The sequence below is a fragment of the Brevibacillus agri genome (genome assembly GCF_004117055.1).
GTDB classification, from domain to species: Bacteria; Bacillota; Bacilli; order Brevibacillales; family Brevibacillaceae; genus Brevibacillus; species Brevibacillus agri.
The window spans coordinates 1,112,584-1,129,427 of the sequence record NZ_CP026363.1; the positions used below are offsets into that span (position 1 = coordinate 1,112,584).

At 48.2% G+C, this 16,844-nt stretch carries 17 protein-coding genes; 10 read left to right on the forward strand and 7 right to left on the reverse strand.

Annotated features, from left to right (window positions below; all coding sequences use genetic code 11):
* The first annotated feature begins 350 nt into the window (after positions 1-350).
* The 6 genes from BA6348_RS05565 to BA6348_RS05590 all read left to right on the forward strand — a co-directional run bounded on the left by BA6348_RS05565 (position 351) and on the right by BA6348_RS05590 (position 6,669).
* A complete protein-coding gene (locus BA6348_RS05565) occupies positions 351-902 on the forward strand; it encodes a DUF5317 domain-containing protein (RefSeq protein ID WP_025844288.1) in 552 nt (183 codons plus the stop codon).
* Positions 886-2,223, forward strand: coding sequence for an HD-GYP domain-containing protein (locus BA6348_RS05570; protein WP_025844290.1), 1,338 nt, complete (start codon positions 886-888; stop codon positions 2,221-2,223). The genes BA6348_RS05565 and BA6348_RS05570 overlap by 17 nt, the downstream gene beginning before the upstream one ends.
* A gap of 114 nt (positions 2,224-2,337) precedes the next feature.
* Positions 2,338-2,634: a hypothetical protein gene (locus BA6348_RS05575; protein ID WP_141333637.1), complete on the forward strand. Its 297-nt coding sequence runs from the start codon at positions 2,338-2,340 to the stop codon at positions 2,632-2,634.
* A 54-nt stretch (positions 2,635-2,688) separates the two neighbouring features.
* Entirely contained in the window at positions 2,689-3,948 is a 1,260-nt protein-coding gene (locus BA6348_RS05580; protein WP_005829883.1) for an argininosuccinate synthase, read from the forward strand.
* Positions 3,945-5,390, forward strand: coding sequence for an argininosuccinate lyase (gene argH / locus BA6348_RS05585; protein ID WP_005829884.1), 1,446 nt, complete (start codon positions 3,945-3,947; stop codon positions 5,388-5,390). Before BA6348_RS05580 ends, argH begins: the two co-directional genes overlap by 4 nt.
* A 166-nt stretch (positions 5,391-5,556) precedes the next feature.
* Positions 5,557-6,669: a GerAB/ArcD/ProY family transporter gene (locus tag BA6348_RS05590; protein WP_122952583.1), complete on the forward strand. Its 1,113-nt coding sequence runs from the start codon at positions 5,557-5,559 to the stop codon at positions 6,667-6,669.
* Here the strand turns inward: BA6348_RS05590 and BA6348_RS05595 are convergent.
* The 7 genes from BA6348_RS05595 to BA6348_RS05625 all read right to left on the reverse strand — a co-directional run bounded on the left by BA6348_RS05595 (position 6,581) and on the right by BA6348_RS05625 (position 12,021).
* Positions 6,581-6,901: a hypothetical protein gene (locus BA6348_RS05595; protein ID WP_165328975.1), complete on the reverse strand. Its 321-nt coding sequence runs from the start codon at positions 6,899-6,901 to the stop codon at positions 6,581-6,583. The two genes, BA6348_RS05590 and BA6348_RS05595, sit on opposite strands and share 89 nt — an antisense overlap.
* 144 nt (positions 6,902-7,045) lie before the next feature.
* Positions 7,046-7,282 carry a transposase gene (locus BA6348_RS05600; protein ID WP_122952585.1) on the reverse strand — a complete coding sequence of 79 codons (237 nt, stop codon included), beginning with the start codon at positions 7,280-7,282 and terminating at the stop codon, positions 7,046-7,048.
* Positions 7,283-7,421: 139 nt separating this feature from the next.
* On the reverse strand, positions 7,422-8,834 hold the full coding sequence (locus tag BA6348_RS05605) for a helix-turn-helix domain-containing protein (RefSeq protein ID WP_122952586.1): 1,413 nt from the start codon (positions 8,832-8,834) through the stop codon (positions 7,422-7,424).
* Positions 8,835-9,224: 390 nt separating this feature from the next.
* Positions 9,225-9,821, reverse strand: coding sequence for a hypothetical protein (locus BA6348_RS05610; RefSeq protein WP_122952587.1), 597 nt, complete (start codon positions 9,819-9,821; stop codon positions 9,225-9,227).
* Between the two features lie 28 nt (positions 9,822-9,849).
* The gene (locus tag BA6348_RS05615; protein ID WP_129552172.1) at positions 9,850-10,257 is read right to left on the reverse strand and encodes a hypothetical protein; all 408 of its coding nucleotides are present in this window, start codon (positions 10,255-10,257) and stop codon (positions 9,850-9,852) included.
* A 52-nt stretch (positions 10,258-10,309) separates the two neighbouring features.
* Positions 10,310-10,615, reverse strand: a complete 306-nt coding sequence (locus BA6348_RS05620) for an aspartyl-phosphate phosphatase Spo0E family protein (RefSeq protein ID WP_122952596.1) — start codon at positions 10,613-10,615, stop codon at positions 10,310-10,312.
* A gap of 248 nt (positions 10,616-10,863) precedes the next feature.
* Positions 10,864-12,021 (reverse strand): iron-containing alcohol dehydrogenase, encoded by a 1,158-nt coding sequence (locus BA6348_RS05625; protein WP_026557528.1) that lies wholly within the window; start codon positions 12,019-12,021, stop codon positions 10,864-10,866.
* A 349-nt stretch (positions 12,022-12,370) separates the two neighbouring features.
* Here BA6348_RS05625 and ftsE point away from each other — a divergent pair, with 349 nt between their 5' ends.
* The 4 genes from ftsE (at position 12,371) to BA6348_RS05645 (ending at position 16,735) form a co-directional block, all read left to right on the forward strand.
* Positions 12,371-13,057 (forward strand): cell division ATP-binding protein FtsE, encoded by a 687-nt coding sequence (gene ftsE, locus BA6348_RS05630; RefSeq protein ID WP_122952588.1) that lies wholly within the window; start codon positions 12,371-12,373, stop codon positions 13,055-13,057.
* On the forward strand, positions 13,047-13,943 hold the full coding sequence (ftsX, locus tag BA6348_RS05635) for a permease-like cell division protein FtsX (protein WP_025844303.1): 897 nt from the start codon (positions 13,047-13,049) through the stop codon (positions 13,941-13,943). Before ftsE ends, ftsX begins: the two co-directional genes overlap by 11 nt.
* A gap of 25 nt (positions 13,944-13,968) precedes the next feature.
* Positions 13,969-15,168 carry a murein hydrolase activator EnvC family protein gene (locus BA6348_RS05640; protein ID WP_025844305.1) on the forward strand — a complete coding sequence of 400 codons (1,200 nt, stop codon included), beginning with the start codon at positions 13,969-13,971 and terminating at the stop codon, positions 15,166-15,168.
* 97 nt (positions 15,169-15,265) lie between these two features.
* Positions 15,266-16,735, forward strand: coding sequence for a S41 family peptidase (locus tag BA6348_RS05645; RefSeq protein WP_007777953.1), 1,470 nt, complete (start codon positions 15,266-15,268; stop codon positions 16,733-16,735).
* Positions 16,736-16,844: the final 109 nt, after the last annotated feature.

The window sequence follows — 16,844 nt, forward strand, 5'->3', positions numbered from 1 at the left end:
GTAAAATATAGCTAGGAAAGTCGCAAAGAAGTACAGACTGTATCTGGTCGCTTGGTCTGTATGGAGCCAGTAGCGAATCCACCCTTCTCGCAACCAGTGCGGAAGGAAAGACGGAGCAGAGGCTGTACTTGGTCGCTTGGCCTCTGACTTGAAAACCAGTAGCGAAGCCAGCTTTCTCCACTATGCACGTAAGGAGGGGAATAGAGATGAAAAAATGGTTCGCGGCGATTTTGATGGTGGTAGCGATCGTGGCTGCTACTTCTGCAAACTTCCATATCGGATAATAAATTTTCGAGGAAACACCGCTTGCTTGAGTGGTGTTTTTTCTTAAACCTTTGGAGGCAAGCGAGATGCTTTTGGATGTAATTTGTTTATCTTTTATTGTTGCTTTAATACGAGGGGGGAGAATAAAGGAATTTCCTAAGTTTAATAAAGTTGCGTTGCTCATCATTACGATTGTTCTCCAAGTTTGCGCTGCATTTTTCCCAACAATGGGAGGCATTTTCATTTCTATCGCGTATGTATTTATATTGGCATTCTTGATGTTTAACAGAGAGTTCGAAGACATGCGCATATTTTTGATCGGATGGTTTCTTAATGCAATTGCTATTTGGACAAACAATGGAAAAATGCCTATAGATTTAGAGCAAGCAAAAAAGTTACCATATGATCTAGAGCCCGTTATCAATGGGACGAATTTTAAGCACAGTGTCTTGACGGAAAGTTCCAATTTGCCATTTTTAACAGATGTAATTTATATGCCCGTGATCATTCCAAGGGTAATCAGTATTGGAGATATCTTTATTATGTTAGGAGCCTTTTTGCTTGTTCAGCGCTTAATGAATAAACCTATCTCGCTATTACAGCTTCATGAAGGTAAAAGATATGCGAAAAAAAATTAATCTCTCTAACCTGATAAAGGGCATTGTAGTGCAGTTTGGCTTTGTTATAGCTGCAATCTGTATTTTTTACAGCTCAATATCGGAATGGGAGCCCAGAGAACATTGGGGAGTATTGTTTACCTATACTCTCCTCACTATCTTTTCCTGTTTTACACCTGTGCGAATTTCCAACACTATTTTGACAGTAAATAATGCTGTCATTTTTTCGGGGATCTTGTTATACGGTGTTTGGGTAGGGGTATGGACTGCGTTAATTGAATCCGTTATCATTGCTTTTCTGGTGAGGTTTCATCCTTTAAAAGCAGCTATTAACATTGGGCAGCTACTAATGACGATTTGGGTAGTAGCTGCTTTGAATGAGTGGATTAACAGTTTCGGTACAATCTCTCCCATCATATCGGATATATTTTTAGCAGTAGTTTACTGGTTTGTAAACCTTATGTTATGTGGATTGGGGATATCTTACTTCTATCAAAACAGTTGGGTCCAAACAGTGAAGGCGATGGCCAAGGGGTTCACCTCTACTTATTTGTTGCTTATGATTTTAGCAGGCGTAGGTTCCAGGCTGGTAGAGACTTACGGACCACTGACATTGATTCCGATGATGATTGCATTTTTTACAATTAATCATGTTTTTCATCATTACTACGAGAATCTTCAAAGGCTTCAACAAAAGGTTGAAGAGGTCAAATCTTTTAACCACAATTTTCTTACAGCCATGGCAGCCTCCATCGACGCCCGCGATCACTATACCAGCGGACATTCTCAACGGGTTGCTCACTGGGGAAAAGAAATTGCCAAAGAAATCGGATTGCCTGCGGATAAAGTGGAGGAAGTGTATGTTGGAGGCATCCTGCACGATATCGGCAAGATTGGCATCGCAGATGAGATTCTCAATAAAAAAGGAAAATTAACACCTGAGGAATACGATACGATTAAACAGCATACGGTGATAGGATACGAAATTATTTTGCAGGCAGGTATGTTTCATGAGCTTCTGCCTGCGATACGATCACACCATGAACGAATGGACGGCAGAGGATACCCTGATGGTTTGATGGGGGATGAGATCCCGCTCATTGCGAGAATTTTGGCCATATCCGATTCGTTCGATGCGATGGTGGCAGATCGGCCTTATCGAAAAGGGTTGCCGGTCGAGGAAGCCCTTCAGGAAATACGCAGAGGAGCAGGAACGCAGTTCGATCCGGAGCTGGCCAGCCATTTCGTTGCGATAGTGGAAAGACTGCCGCGAGAGGAACTGCAGTGCATTATTGGACAAGAATTAAATCCAAAAAAACAGTTACAGGAGGCAAACAGCTAGCTGCCTCTTGTAACTGTTTTTTGTTTGGACGCTTGCAAAGCAACGGCCAGATTTGGATAGCGGCCATTCAATTTTTGCATAAAAACGTTTCTATGCATGGGACGAGGTACTGGATTGCGCGTTCAATCAATGAAAACCCACTATGATCCTTCCGGGAAAAAGGCTTGCATAAAGGACAATACAGACGGAGAATCAACAGAATTTTGGCTGGCAAACAACGACGCGGAAGCGGTATTGCAAGATCAGCTAAGCCTTGCTACACGCCAAAACCAGCCCCCTTGCAATCAACACGACAACTCGGAAAAGCAAAAGCGCCAGAAGGGATACCGTCCTTTCCTCAGGAAAGCGCTTCCTGATTTTGTCTGCGAAAATATCGCGAATAAACAAGAAAAGTGGTTGTATTTTTATTAACTCGTTTGTATAATTACTCACATGAGAGATACTTCGAAACGGGGAGAGAGAATGATGGCAAAAGATAAAATTGTGTTGGCCTATTCTGGCGGTTTAGATACATCGGTAGCAATTAAATGGTTGCAAGACACCTACAATTTCGACGTAATCGCAGTTGCGCTCGATGTAGGCGAAGGGAAAGACCTGGATTTCGTCCAGAAAAAAGCGTTGCAAGTAGGCGCGCTCAAATCGATCGTCGTCGATGCCAAGGAAGCTTTTGCAGAAGAATTCGTTCTGCCGGCCCTGAAAGCAAACGCGATGTACGAAGGCAAATACCCGCTCGTATCGGCTTTGTCGCGTTACCTGATTTCCCGCGTGCTGGTTGAGATCGCGGAAAAAGAAGGCGCGGTAGCGGTAGCGCACGGTTGCACAGGAAAAGGAAACGACCAGGTGCGCTTCGACGTGTCCTTCACAGCGCTCAATCCGAACCTGAAAATCGTAGCGCCTGTTCGCGAATGGGGCTGGACTCGCGACGAAGAGATCGAGTATGCGAAAAAGAACAATATCCCGATCCCGATTGATCTGGACAACCCATACAGCATTGACCAAAACCTGTGGGGCAGAAGCTGCGAGTGCGGCGTTCTGGAAGATCCGTGGGCAGCGCCGCCAGAAGGCGCGTACGATCTGACGAAGTCGATTGCAGATGCGCCGGACGAAGCAGAAGAAATCGAAATCACGTTTGTCCAAGGCAAGCCGACTGCCCTGAACGGCGAAGAGCTGCCTTTGTCCGAGCTGATTTTGAAGCTGAACAAAATCGCTGGAAACCACGGCGTAGGCCGCATTGACCACGTGGAAAACCGCCTGGTGGGGATCAAATCCCGTGAAGTGTACGAGACGCCTGCTGCCACAACCCTGATTCTGGCGCACCGCGAGCTGGAATTTTTGACACAGCCTCGTGAGGTAGCGCAGTTCAAGCCGATCATCGAGCAAAAAATGTCCCAGGTGATCTACGAAGGTCTGTGGTACTCGCCAATTCGCAACGCGATTCAGGCGTTCATCGAAGAGACGCAAAAACACGTGACTGGCGTCGTGCGCGTGAAGCTGCACAAAGGCCATGCAATCGTAGTGGGCCGCAAGTCCGCATCTTCGCTCTACAGCCATGAGCTGGCGACTTACAACGCTGGCGACCAGTTCGACCATAAAGCAGCGCTCGGCTTCATCAAGCTGTGGGGCTTGCCAACAAAAGTGTACGCAGAAGTGAACGAAGGCGTACTGCATGAGAACAAAAACACCGCGATCAAGATTTTGGATGAAAAGGATGCGATCACGCAATGAAACTGTGGGGAGGACGCTTCACGAAGCCGACGAATCAGCTCGTAGAAGAATATACAGCTTCTATCTCTTTTGACCAGAAGATGTGGCGGCAGGACATCGTCGGCAGCCTGGCTCATGTTGCCATGCTGGGCAAGTGCGGCATCCTGCCGATGGAGGAAGTACGTCAAATCATCGCGGGCTTGAAAAAAGTCAAAGACAAAATCGAGCGCGGGCAAGCGGAGTTTTTGGTTGCTCACGAAGATGTTCATATGAATATCGAAAAAATGCTGATTGAAGAGATCGGTCCGGTGGGGGGCAAGCTTCACACCGGACGGAGCCGCAACGACCAGGTCGCACTCGATATGCACCTGTACTTGAGAGAAAAGCTGATGGAGATCATCCAGTTGGCCATGTATTTGCAGGAAGCGCTGCTTGAGCAGGCCAGTCAGCATCTCGATACGGTCATGCCTGGCTATACGCATCTGCAGCGTGCGCAGCCGGTTTTGTTCGGCTACCACCTGATGGCGTATGTCTCCATGCTGCAGCGCGATATCGAGCGGATGACAGAAACGTGGAAACGGGTGAATGTGCTGCCGCTTGGCGCTGGTGCGCTGGCGGGCACGACCTTCCCGATCGACCGGACGTTTGTCGCGGAGATGCTGCAATTCGACGGCATTTATCAAAACAGCATGGACGCGGTGAGCGATCGCGATTTCATCGTGGAGTTTTTGGCGGACGCTTCCTTGCTGATGACGCATTTGTCCCGTCTGTGTGAGGAACTGGTCATCTGGAGCAGCCAGGAGTTTTCTTTTGTAGAACTGGACGATGCGTTCTGCACAGGCTCCAGCATCATGCCGCAAAAGAAAAATCCGGACGTCGCCGAGCTGGTGCGCGGAAAAACGGGCCGTGTCTACGGCAACCTGTTCGGTCTTTTGACAGTGCTCAAAGGCTTGCCGCTCGCGTACAACAAGGACATGCAGGAAGACAAGGAAGGCATGTTCGATACGGTGGCGACGATCCACGGCGCTCTCGCTTTGCTGACGCCGATGATTAAGACGATGCAGGTGCGGACGGAGCGCATGCGCCAGGCTGTCACCAACGATTTTTCCAATGCGACCGATTTGGCGGACTACCTGGTGCGCAAAAACATGCCGTTCCGCCAGGCTCACGAGGTCGTCGGCAGAACTGTTCTGTACTGCATTGAGCAGCAAAAATATTTGCTGGATTTGACGCTGGAGGAGTTCCAAAGCTTCTCGGGAGTCATCGGGGCAGATGTGTACGACGCGCTGGCAGTGGAAACCGTCGTGAACGCCCGCAACGTGCTGGGCGGAACCGCGCGCAATCAGGTCGAAGCCCAAATTGCCTGGTATCAGGAAAAATGGAAAGAGACACAAGTCTGGGTCGATAAAAACAGCCAGAAAGTGATGATCGAGTCGCTGATTGATGTAGGATCGCCAGCGTAACCGATTAGACGGCAGAAAATGAGTACGGATAGGCATACCAGCCTGTCCGTTTTTTTGTGCAAAAATTTTTTGGCGTGGCACGAGAGGCTTTCTTGGCGTTTAGCTCGGTTGGTCTGGGGCAATAATTGTGAAAAGGTCATAGGGTCGAAAGCGGGCAAAAAACACCATGCTAGAGAATTACAAAATCAGTCCCCGACAATTTATGATGCTGGTTACCCTTGTCACGATTGGCGATTCCGTGCTCGTCCTGCCCGCCATTGCGGCGGAGCTCGCCAAACAGGACGCCTGGATTTCGGTGACGGTCGGGCTGCTGATCGGACTGGGCAATGTTCTTTTGATGATCGCAGTAGGCAAGTGCTATCCGAATGAAAGCTTCTTTTCTTTTATAGATAACATGTTTGGGCGAGTGTTGGGCACGGTGATTACACTTTCCTTTGTTTGGTACACATTTTTTTCGGCTGCGGCACACGTCCTGGAGACGGGCGATTTTGTCGGGACGTATTTGTTGAATGACACGCCGAGCATAGCCATTCAACTGCTGCTCGTCAGTCTCATCATGTTCGGAGTGCGCCTGGGGCTGCAAACTGTCGCTGATTCCGCGCAAATTTACTTTTACGGGTTCTTTTGCTTTTTCGTGCTGCTGATGCTTTGTCTGATTCCCCAGGCAGACGTAGCCAGACTGCAGCCGGTGCTGGAAAATGGCTGGAAGCCTGTTTTGGCAGGCGCGATTCCGTCCATTGCTTTTCCGTTTTCGGAGCTGGTTATTTTTTTGGCGATCTTGCCGTACGTATCCCCGATTCAGAGGCGAATGCGGTATTTTTTGAAAGGCGCATTTTTAGGCGGGCTTGTGCTCGTACTCGTCATTTTAATGTGCATTCTCGTCCTAGGGGCAGACATGACAGCAAGACACGGGTACCCTTCGTATGTGCTCGCCAAGCAAATGAAGATCGGGCTGTTCATCCAACGGCTGGAAGCGATTTTGGCCGTAGTCTGGTTCATCGCTGTCAACGTCAAGATCATGATTTACAGCGTGTTTTTTCAACTGGGGCTGCGGCATGTGTTTCGGATTCGGGAAATGTCTGTACTGACCTTGCCGTACATGGTGATGTTGCTGGTGATGGCGAACATTTTCACGCCGAACATGGTCGTGTACGTGCACATCATCTCGCAGTACTGGCCGTTTTACGATTTTACCTACTCGATTGCCCTGTTGCTTTTGCTCCTGATCGTTCACAAGTTGAGAAGCAAGTATGGTGATCGGAAAAGACGACAATCCTGAAAAGGGGCTGTCTAATAAGTCCCCAAAATAAAAAAGTTGGGCGGGAAAACGCAATGTTTCCCGTCCAACTTTTTTGTTCTTTTTGTTTTTGCTGGAAAGTGGCGAGGCGGATACCCGCCACCTTCAGTAAGTTGTGAGCTAAAGCCACAATCGCAAACTCGGTGTGCATCTTCTCCAGGTCTCGCAAGGAGAATCGACGGAACGACCGATTGCACTTGAGATGACCAAACACGCTTTCGAACTCGCCTTTACACCGAGCATCGATCGCGGATTTCTCTGATTAGTTTCAACTACTGCTTGAACGCGCTGCGCTTTTGGCGTAGCACGTTTCTTTCTTCGTTCCTGCCAGCCTGCGCAATCTGTTCGGTGAAATTCTCTAACTTCTCCTCCAACAGCGTGGCAGCTTTTTCAAATATTCATAAAGAATGACTTTCAGCATCATTTTCGGATGATAGGAACTGCGACCTCCTCTTGTATAATGGGCATAATGGGCAAGCAACAGCTTGCCTGGAATGGCCTCAATCACACGCGCCACATGATGGGCCGGGATATACAGTTCCAAATCCAGGAACATTTCGATTTGCTTGTTGTTGTAAGATTTTTTACCATTCAATAAAAAAGAGGCGTCCAGCAGTCAGGTTACACTGACTTTTGGGACAGCCTCTTTTTTCCTTCACTAGCCGCCTACTCCATTTTCGTATTGAATGATTGGAGGTTTAATCGGTTTTATGGCCACTTGTTCATTTGCATAACTACAAAATCCCAAAACTAGAGCTAACGAGAGTAACGCTGCTTTCATTTGTTTGTGTCCCTCCCTCTATAATTTTATTATAGGCAATTATCTGGCTATTTGATGCATGGTGCCTATGTTCCTCAAACAGGGAAACACATTGTTTAAAGTCTTGGTAATGATTCATTTTATCAGCTAAAGCAAGACTACGTAAAGTTTCGTTAATCCCGATATTAAATCGCTCTCTTTGGAGTTCATAAATAGCTTTCTGATAGCGAAAACGGAAATGTCGGCTAGCACTTAGTCCGTTAAGGTCATCTTCCGTGTAGCTAGTATATTCTGAAAAACGCTCTAATACCTCATCAATACAAAATCCGTATTTGTTTGCACATTCCATGATCGTTACTAATGCAGGAAATATTTCTCCTGGATGATCCTCAAGGAAGGTTATACATTCAGGTAAAATTTCGTAATTGCCCAGCATCATATCAAGGGTATACGAATTAATTTTTGCCCAAACTCGAAACTTTTCTACCTCTTGTTGCCCCGTTTCATCGAGAATTTCAAACCATCCTAAATCAGCATAACCTTGTATATACTGCTTAGCCTCTTCATACAGCCGTTGTTTTTTCAATGCTGCCGCCTTGAGAAGAAATCCTTGCCCATAGTACACAACTAAATGACGTTCCGTTTTGAGTAAATCATTAGCTTTAGGGCTTGTCCGTCTAAGCAATTCGTTTTCGTAGACTATCGTGGCTAAATTCCGTAACTCATCAGCATATTTCTCGACATCTTTCCACCTGTACATCATAAAACATACGTTTGCCAACTGTAACAGCGCATCCAATTGGACATTCTCGGGAAGCCGTTTCCAATACGAATCAAAACGGATAACAGCTTTCCAGTTTTCTTCAGTATTTGTTCCTTGCACCGCCCGAAATAATCGGTATTGACTCATCACAAATTGGTCGGAATAACTATCTTTCTCGTTATCAATGACCAACTCATAAAAAAACACTGACTCCTTCTGTTTGCCGCTCTGAAATAACTGTTCTGCCACAGAAAAGAGAATCGAAATGTTTTTGGGATTCTCTAGCAGGTTAGAAACAACCGCTTTAATACAATCCTTCCGCCCGATCTCTGCACACCGAACCAAATACGGTACTAATCGCGGACGTGAAATTTTACCCTCGGATAAACACTCTTCCGGATACAATTCATACAGCCATCCAGGAGCATGTCCAAAAGCCGTGGCCATAGCATCCAACTGGTTCACCGTAATGGCACGCGACGGACTGCTATTTAGCATCTCACTCAAATGTCCCGTGCCAATACCGCTCAATTCACTGAGTTTGCTAAGTGTATATCCGTTCTCTTTCAATCTTTTTTGAATCTCAGACCGCAACGACCGCTGCATTGTCTTTTGTAACTCCATGAAACTCCCCCTTTCCTTACACGCCAAAAAATATTTTTTCTATATTTTACATCTTGTTCATAATACTGTAAATCATTTTCCGTAATTTTGTATAACTACATGTACACTTACAAATGGCTATTACTCGCAGGCTTTGCTCGCGATGTGTACGACCTTTCTGCCAACATTTTAACGAAAATATACGCTAAGGAACTTTTTGATACGAAAAAGCCGGTTTTTCCTACGCTAAGGAATCACCGGCTTTTATCTTGTTAAAGGATCACCTTCCTATTCTTCTGAATTATCTTCAATTTGATAGTCGCATCCGTTGTGGCAATACAACATCTTTGCTAATCGCCATGTAAACGATCTCCTTTCTAAATGTCCGCTAAACATCATGTGAAGCATTGGTTAACGACTATTGTTGATAAACTCTTGGAGATTTTGCAATTCAAGTTTTTCTAGTTTTGTACCATCTTTTTCTTCTTTTTTCTCTAAAACCCAAGGGTTTGATTGTGCTTCATCAGCAGCACTTATACGGGCACTAGCTTTTTCTACATTTGTACCAGTAGCAAACCAATAAATGTGATTCTCCCCAGTATCAAGTTCCTTAAAGGTTACAAACGCCTTAGATCCATCTTTTTTTACAAAAATTCCAGGCATGAAGTCTCCAGATTTAATATCTGGCTTGACTGCTTTTAGAGCAGCTACTCGCAATCTAACCGCTAGTTTCGGATCAATTTCCTTATATCTACTAGATTCATCATGCATACTGTAGTAGCTATAGTCATCGGGATTAATCTCGAAAGATTTAAATGCATCATCATAAGCCTCAAACATTTTGTTTTTTACTGCTTCATCAACATAATTCGCCCATGCCTCTTCTTCTTTTGTTTGAGGAACAAATTCCTTCGAATCATTGGCTGCATCTGTAATCGCATAACCATATCCTAAAGTTAGTGCAAGAGCTACCGCTGAAGTCGATAATACGCCTTTAACAAGCTTCATTACCAATACCCCTTTCAAGTGCAAATAATTATATTCCATTATGCTTTCTTTTTACCGTATTTTCATCAGAATCGATCATGCTACCTTCCCAAAGTTCACCAATCACTGAGCAAGTCCAAGTAGCTGGATCGCCTTGTTCACCGCTTGAAATTGTTACAGTAACAGGGCTGGTATCATCAGTGTCACTCCCATCATCTACCCAAGATGCATCGTTTTGGAAAATGGTGAAATTTTCAATTCTCTGGTAAGCTTTTTTGCTTCCTGAAGCTGCAACCCTTCCTTTGCCTATGGCAACATAATAATGTGTACGGTTTGTGAAAGTTATGCTCGCTTCTGCGGTCACGCTAGAGTATGCAAAGGTTGGAATAGCATAAGATAATATTGCCGCTGCTGCAAAAGCTGGAAAGATTATTTTTCTACTCACTAAATTATTCAAGGTAACTCCTCCAAATTCCTTTTTTTGGATATCTTTTCTTGCATTGAGAAAGCTATAATTTTTGCATCATTTTGATCTGAATTTGCAAGAGGTATGTATCCAACTGCTGACTTAGCGACACAACCTCATCGTGCAAAAAATCATCCTTTTCCAAAAAAAGTCGAACTAGCTGCTCGCGTAAGTGTTCTACAGTTTTGAGTAAATCGTCTGCTTCCTGGAAATCTCCCCCTTTCTGCTCTAAAGATAGCGTGATACATTTACTTATAGGAGCTGAAACTGTTCCTCCTACGGACGTTCCTTTGACCTGGCGAGGGGATGGAACGTCCTTCTCACACCTTATAGCTCCTATGATCACCACACCCCTTTTTTTTACAAATAAGGACAATATTCACTATACAACACTCCCCTAAAAAAACCGCCCTTAGAAAAATGGGGAAAATTAAAAAAGGGGCTGTCTAATAAGTCCCAAAATAAAAAAGTTGGGCGGGAAAACGCAATGTTTCCCGTCCAACTTTTTTGTTTTTGCTGGAAAGTGGCGAGGCGGATACCTGCCACCTTCAGTAAGTTGTGAGCTAAAGCCACAATACCTTTCTGCTTTTACAACGTTTACAAAGCCATGCGCAAAATTTCGCGGACATCTTCTTTGGTCAATGTTTTGAACTGACCAATCGGACCAAACGGCGTCGCTTTTTCCGCCATCAGCTCCAAATGCTCGTCTGTAATTTCGTAGTCCGCCAAACGGGTCGGCGCTCCGATGCGGGCAAAGAACGCTTCTGTTGCCGCAATTCCTTCTAACGCCACTTCCTCGTCTGTTTTGCCGGCGGGATCGACATTCCACACCTCCACGGCGAAGCGGACGAAGCGGGCGACGTTTTCGCGATAGACGTAGCGCATCCATTTCGGGAAGATGATCGCCAGGCCGCCGCCGTGCGGAATGTCGTACACGGCGCTGACGGCGTGCTCGATGGAGTGGGTAGCCCAGTCAGTTGTCACGCCGACAGGCAGCGTGCCGTTGAGCGCCATCGTTCCGCAGTACAGGATGTTGGCGCGGGCATCGTAGTCGTGCGGGTTTTCCAGGACGCGCTCGGCGTTTTCAATGACGGTTTTCATGATCGACTCGGCGAAGCGCGTCTGGAGCGGAATCTCGGTTGTATGCGTGAAATACTGTTCGAAAACGTGCGACAAAATATCGCTGATTCCGTAGATCGTCTGATCGCGCGGGACGCTGAACGTATTTTCCGGATCGAGGATGGAGAAGGTCGGGAAGGTGGTGCCAGCCCCGTGCTTTTCTTTTGTTTCCCAGTTCGTAACGACGCTGCCTCTGTTCATTTCCGAGCCTGTTGCGGCCAGCGTCAGAACGGTGCCGAGCGGCAAGGCTTTTTCGGCCACTGCTTTGCGCGAGTAAAAATCCCACACATCCCCTTCGTAGGGGACGCCGACAGCTACTGCCTTGGCCGCGTCAATCACGCTTCCGCCGCCAACGGCGAGAATCCAGTCGACCCCTTCTGTCCGGCACAGATCAATCCCTTTTTTCACCGTGCTAAGACGAGGGTTCGGCTCGACGCCAGGCAACTCCAATACGCGGCAGCCCGCAGCTTGCAGAAGCGCTGTGACCTTGTCGTAAAGACCGGAGCGCTTGATGCTGCCGCCGCCGTACACAAGCAATACCGTGTTGCCGAGCTGCTTGGCTTTTTCCTCCAGTTGGGCCAACTGTCCCCGGCCGAAAATAAGTTGTGTCGGGTTGTAGTACACGAAGTTTTCCATCTTGCCAGCTCCTCTCATACTCATGCATACATTCATTGTAGCGGACTGCCCTGACCCGTGCCAGCGAGCGATGTGCTGCTGTAATTTTTTGGACATTTCATGTCGGATGGAAGAGAAACGAGGCGGTTTCGACAAGAAATGAGAGATTTAGTGGATACCATCCGCGAAACAGGGTGGTATAATAAATAAGATGGGTAACCTCGCTGTTTTTCAACAAGGTATGGCAACGGTTGCCCGAGGGAAGAGGGGTTTTGTCGATTTTGCCTGAAAAAGCAGCATTTCGGCGGAAAAACAAAAAATCAGGATCAAGAGAATATAGAAGGATCTGACAATGTAGGATGTGATTTGCTTGATCGAGATGTTTGATGTTTGGAAAACGTACCCGAATGGCACGAATGCTTTGAAGGGTATCAACATTCGGATTGAAAAAGGCGAATTTGTGTATGTGGTTGGGCCGAGCGGCGCGGGAAAATCCACGTTCATTAAGCTCATGTACCGCGAAGAGAAACCGACCAAGGGCCAAATTTTTCTCGGCGGATTCAACGTCAGCCGGATCAAGGAACGGCAAATTCCGCTCGTTCGCCGCAGCATCGGGGTTGTCTTCCAGGATTTCAAACTGTTGCCGACACTCACTGTATTCGAAAATGTCGCATTTGCGATGGAGGTAATCGAGAGCAACCCGAAGCAGATCAAGCCGCGCGTCATGGACGTGCTGGGATTGGTCAAATTGAAGCACAAGGCGAAAATGCTGCCAAGCGAGCTGTCTGGTGGCGAGCAGCAACGGGTGGCACTCGCGCGGGCGCTGGTGAACAACCCGGGCATTATTATCGCGGACGAGCCGACGGGTAACCTCGACCCGGAGACGTCCTGGGAGATCATGAAGCTGTTTGAGGAAATCAACCAGCGCGGCACGACGGTCGTCATGGCGACGCACAACCGGGAGATTGTCAACACGATGAGAAAGCGGGTCATTGCCATCGAGGCAGGACAGATCGCCCGTGATGAGCAGAGAGGGGATTACGGTTATGAAGATTAGAACGCTGGGACGCCATGTCCGTGAAGGGGTCAAAAACCTCGGCCGGAACGGCTGGATGTCGTTCGCGTCGGTCAGTGCCGTTACGATCACCCTTTTCATTTTGGGCGTGTTCCTCATCTTGGCAATGAACGTCAACTACTTTGCCAAATCAGTCGAAAAACAAGTGGAAATCAGAGTCTTCATGGCGGACCTTACCCCCAAGGAAGACTTGCAAAAATTCGAACAGAGCGTGCGCAACATGCCGACGGTGGAGTCCGTCGAGTTCATTTCCAAGGACGAAGGCTTGAAGCAGTTCAAGGAAAGCATGGGCGACAAGGCGTACCTTTTTGACGGCTTGGAAAAGGGAAATCCGCTTCCCGATTCTTTTGTGGTCAAGACGAAGCTGCCGCAAGATACGCCGGCAGTCGCCAATCAAATCAAGCAAATGAAATCGGTCAGAAGCTTGAACTACGGGGAGGGGACGGTTGAAAAGCTGTTCGCTGCCACTGACACTGTGCGAAACGTCGGGATCGGCTTCATCGTCGGCCTGGGCTTTACCGCCATGTTTTTGATTGCCAACACGATCAAGCTGACGATTGTCGCGAGACGCCGAGAGATCGAGATCATGAAGCTGGTTGGCGCGACAAACTGGTTTATCCGCTGGCCGTTTTTTGTAGAAGGACTGCTGATGGGAGTGTCCGGGGCGCTGATCCCGATCATCATGCTGACAGTTGGCTACTACTACCTGCTGGATGCTATCAATACCAGCTTCGAAGCTTCCCAACTGTTCAAACTGTTGCCATTGTACCCATTGGTATATCAGGTAGCCCTCGCTTTGCTGGCGATTGGCGCGTTTATCGGAATCTGGGGAAGCTTGGTGTCTGTGCGCCGCTTCTTGCGAGTTTAACATTGGAAAACGTGGGAGGAGTATCATGAGAAAGAGGATCCTATACACACTCTTAATCACCGGCCTCTTGGCTGGTTCTGCGATCCCGACTAACGTGAGCTGGGCAGCCAGCAAAGCATCTTTGGACAAGATCAATCGCGAGTTGAAGGAAATACAGCAAAAGAAGAAACAACAGCAGCAACAATTGAAGCAAACCGAGCAGCAGATCAGTGTCGTGCAAAAGGAACAGCAAGATTTGCAGACGCAACTGATGACGATCGACCTGCGCCGCAACGAGGCGCAAAACAAGCTGGACAAGCTCGAAAAGCAAATGAATGAAACAAAGGAAAAAGCTGCCGAGGCGCAAGATCAACTGGACGAGGCGAAGGATCGGGTAGCGAAGCGGGAAACGCTGCTGAAAACCCGGGTAAAATCCATGTATGAACGGGGAAATGTCTCGTACCTGGACGTGCTGCTCGGATCGTCCGACTTTGGCGATTTTCTGACCCGCATGGAGGGTTTGCAGTTGATCCTTGAGCAGGATACGCGTATCCTAGAAGACAATATTCGCGACAAAGAAACGATCGAGACGAAGAAGAAAGAAATCGAGCATCAACTGACCGTTTACGCGGGAATGCTCGACGAGGCGGAAGCGCTCAAGGCTGAGCTGGACAAGCAGTACAAGCAAAGTCTCGTGGTCAAGGCCGAACTGAAGAAAAAAGAGGCCGCACTGGAAGAAGACCTGGAGCAGTACGGACAGCAACTGATCGAAATCACACGTCAGGAAGCCGCCAAATATGCGGAGCGTGTGCGCGCGATGAGCGCGTCCAGCACAGGGTACAAGGGCGGCAAGCTCGGTTTGCCGATCGCGGACGGACAGTTTCGCTTCAGTTCAGGCTTCGGGATGCGGTCAGACCCGTTTACAGGCCGTTCTGCTGGGCATAATGGTGTAGACATGGCAGCACACAAAGGAACGCCGATCTTGGCTGCGGCTGACGGGGTCGTCATTTTCGCAGGGTATTCCAACGGCTTCGGGAATACGGTAATGATTAAACACAGTGCGGAGATCACCACGCTCTACGGACACATTCGCGAGGGTGGCATCAAGGTTTCTGTGGGACAATCCGTATCGAGAGGCCAAAAAATCGCCGAAGTAGGCTCTACTGGCCGCTCTACCGGAAATCACCTTCATTTTACCGTCTACAAAAACGACGTTGCCGTCAACCCTATGCCGTACCTGAAATAGTCAAGCAACGGGCAGCCAGACAAATATTGCTAACGGCAAATGCATACACTAGCAGCATATCTTTTTGCCGGTAGCACAAAGGATGGTGACGTGAGTAGTGAGATGGAAAGGACGTACCGTATTAGCGCTTGTGCTCATCTCGATGGTGGCCAGCAGCTTTTTGACCATAGCGATGATGAAGACATCAGCCAGCGCGAACGCAACTCAGAATGGGGCGCTGACTGCGTCCACAGGCGCGGTGTTTTCGGGAGGCTCGGAATATCCCCAGGAGTTCAAGAAGCTGTATGAAGCGTTTACAGCGATTAAAAAAGACTACATTCAAACGGTTACGAATGAACAGTTGGTAGAAGGCGCAATCGGCGGGATGGTCGGAGCTTTGGAAGATCCGTACAGCGATTACATGGACCCGAAATCAGCCGAAGAGTTTACCTCGACGCTGCATTCGACTTTCCAGGGAATCGGTACAGAGGTCACGATGCAAAACGGACGGGTCACCGTCGTCTCGCCGTTCAAAGGTTCTCCGGCCGAGCGTGCGGGTCTTAGACCGAACGACCAGATTTTGAGCGTCAACGGAGAATCGCTGGAAGGCTTGGATCTGCATCAGGCCGTGACCAAAATTCGCGGGCCAAAAGGAACGAAAGCCGTTCTGAAGGTCGTGCGCGCAGGAGTGGCAGAGCCGCTCAACATCGTGTGCATTCGTGACGATATTCCAATCGAAACGGTGAATAGCCAAATTATCGAGAAAAACGGCGTAAAGGTCGGCGTGATCGGCATTACCCAGTTCTCGACGGAAACAGCCAAGCACTTCAAGGAGCAGCTTGCTTCCCTGGAGAAAACGGGAATCGGCGGCCTCGTCATCGACGTGCGCGGCAATCCGGGCGGCTATTTGCTGGCTGTCAAAGAAATCGGAGAAGTGCTCGTGCCGAAAAAAGGCGTCATCGTCGCCATTGAGTACGGTGCTGGCGGGCAGCAAAAAGAAGAGTACCGCTCGACAACGGATGCTGCCAAACCGTATCCGATTGCGGTCCTGATTAACGGCGGAAGTGCCAGTGCCTCGGAAATTTTGGCCGGGGCGATGCGCGACAGCGGCAACTACAAGCTGGTCGGCGAAAAGAGCTTCGGAAAAGGCACTGTCCAAAGCACGATGGAAATGACGGACAAGAGCCAGCTCAAGCTGACCATCGCCAAATGGGTCACCCCAAGCGGCGAATGGATTCACAAAAAAGGAATCGAGCCGGACTTCAAGGTCGCGCAGCCTGATTATTTCAATGCGACGCAGTTGCCAGCCGACAAGGAGCTGGCCCGCGACATGGCAGGCGCTGACGTGAAGAACCTGCAACTGATCCTGACCGGACTGAAATTGTCGCCAGGCCGCGATGACGGCTACTTTGACGAAAAGACCGAACAGGCGATCAAGCAGTTCCAGACGGCGAAAAAGCTGCCTGTAACCGGAAAAGTGGACGCGGCGACCCGCAGTCAGCTCGAAGAAAGCTTGCGTGAAACGATGCGCAAGCCGGAGAACGATCTGCAATTGCAGAAGGCGCTGGATGTCGTTACCGGCAAATAGGAAAAATAATCAAGAACAGGGAAGCAGGGAAATTCCGCTTTTCCGTAGAAATGATAACCACGGCAAATCACATGTCGTGGTTTTCTTTTTTTCCATTTGAGGTGAGGCA

Coding starts and splice junctions, on each gene's coding strand:
- BA6348_RS05565 (WP_025844288.1), top strand. CDS start 351: ATGCTTTTGGATGTAATTTGTTTATCTTTTATTGTTGCTTTAATACGA.
- BA6348_RS05570 (WP_025844290.1), top strand. CDS start 886: ATGCGAAAAAAAATTAATCTCTCTAACCTGATAAAGGGCATTGTAGTG.
- BA6348_RS05580 (WP_005829883.1), top strand. CDS start 2,689: ATGGCAAAAGATAAAATTGTGTTGGCCTATTCTGGCGGTTTAGATACA.
- argH (WP_005829884.1), top strand. CDS start 3,945: ATGAAACTGTGGGGAGGACGCTTCACGAAGCCGACGAATCAGCTCGTA.
- BA6348_RS05590 (WP_122952583.1), top strand. CDS start 5,557: ATGCTAGAGAATTACAAAATCAGTCCCCGACAATTTATGATGCTGGTT.
- BA6348_RS05605 (WP_122952586.1), bottom strand. CDS start 8,834: ATGGAGTTACAAAAGACAATGCAGCGGTCGTTGCGGTCTGAGATTCAA.
- BA6348_RS05610 (WP_122952587.1), bottom strand. CDS start 9,821: ATGAAGCTTGTTAAAGGCGTATTATCGACTTCAGCGGTAGCTCTTGCA.
- BA6348_RS05625 (WP_026557528.1), bottom strand. CDS start 12,021: ATGGAAAACTTCGTGTACTACAACCCGACACAACTTATTTTCGGCCGG.
- ftsX (WP_025844303.1), top strand. CDS start 13,047: ATGAAGATTAGAACGCTGGGACGCCATGTCCGTGAAGGGGTCAAAAAC.
- BA6348_RS05640 (WP_025844305.1), top strand. CDS start 13,969: ATGAGAAAGAGGATCCTATACACACTCTTAATCACCGGCCTCTTGGCT.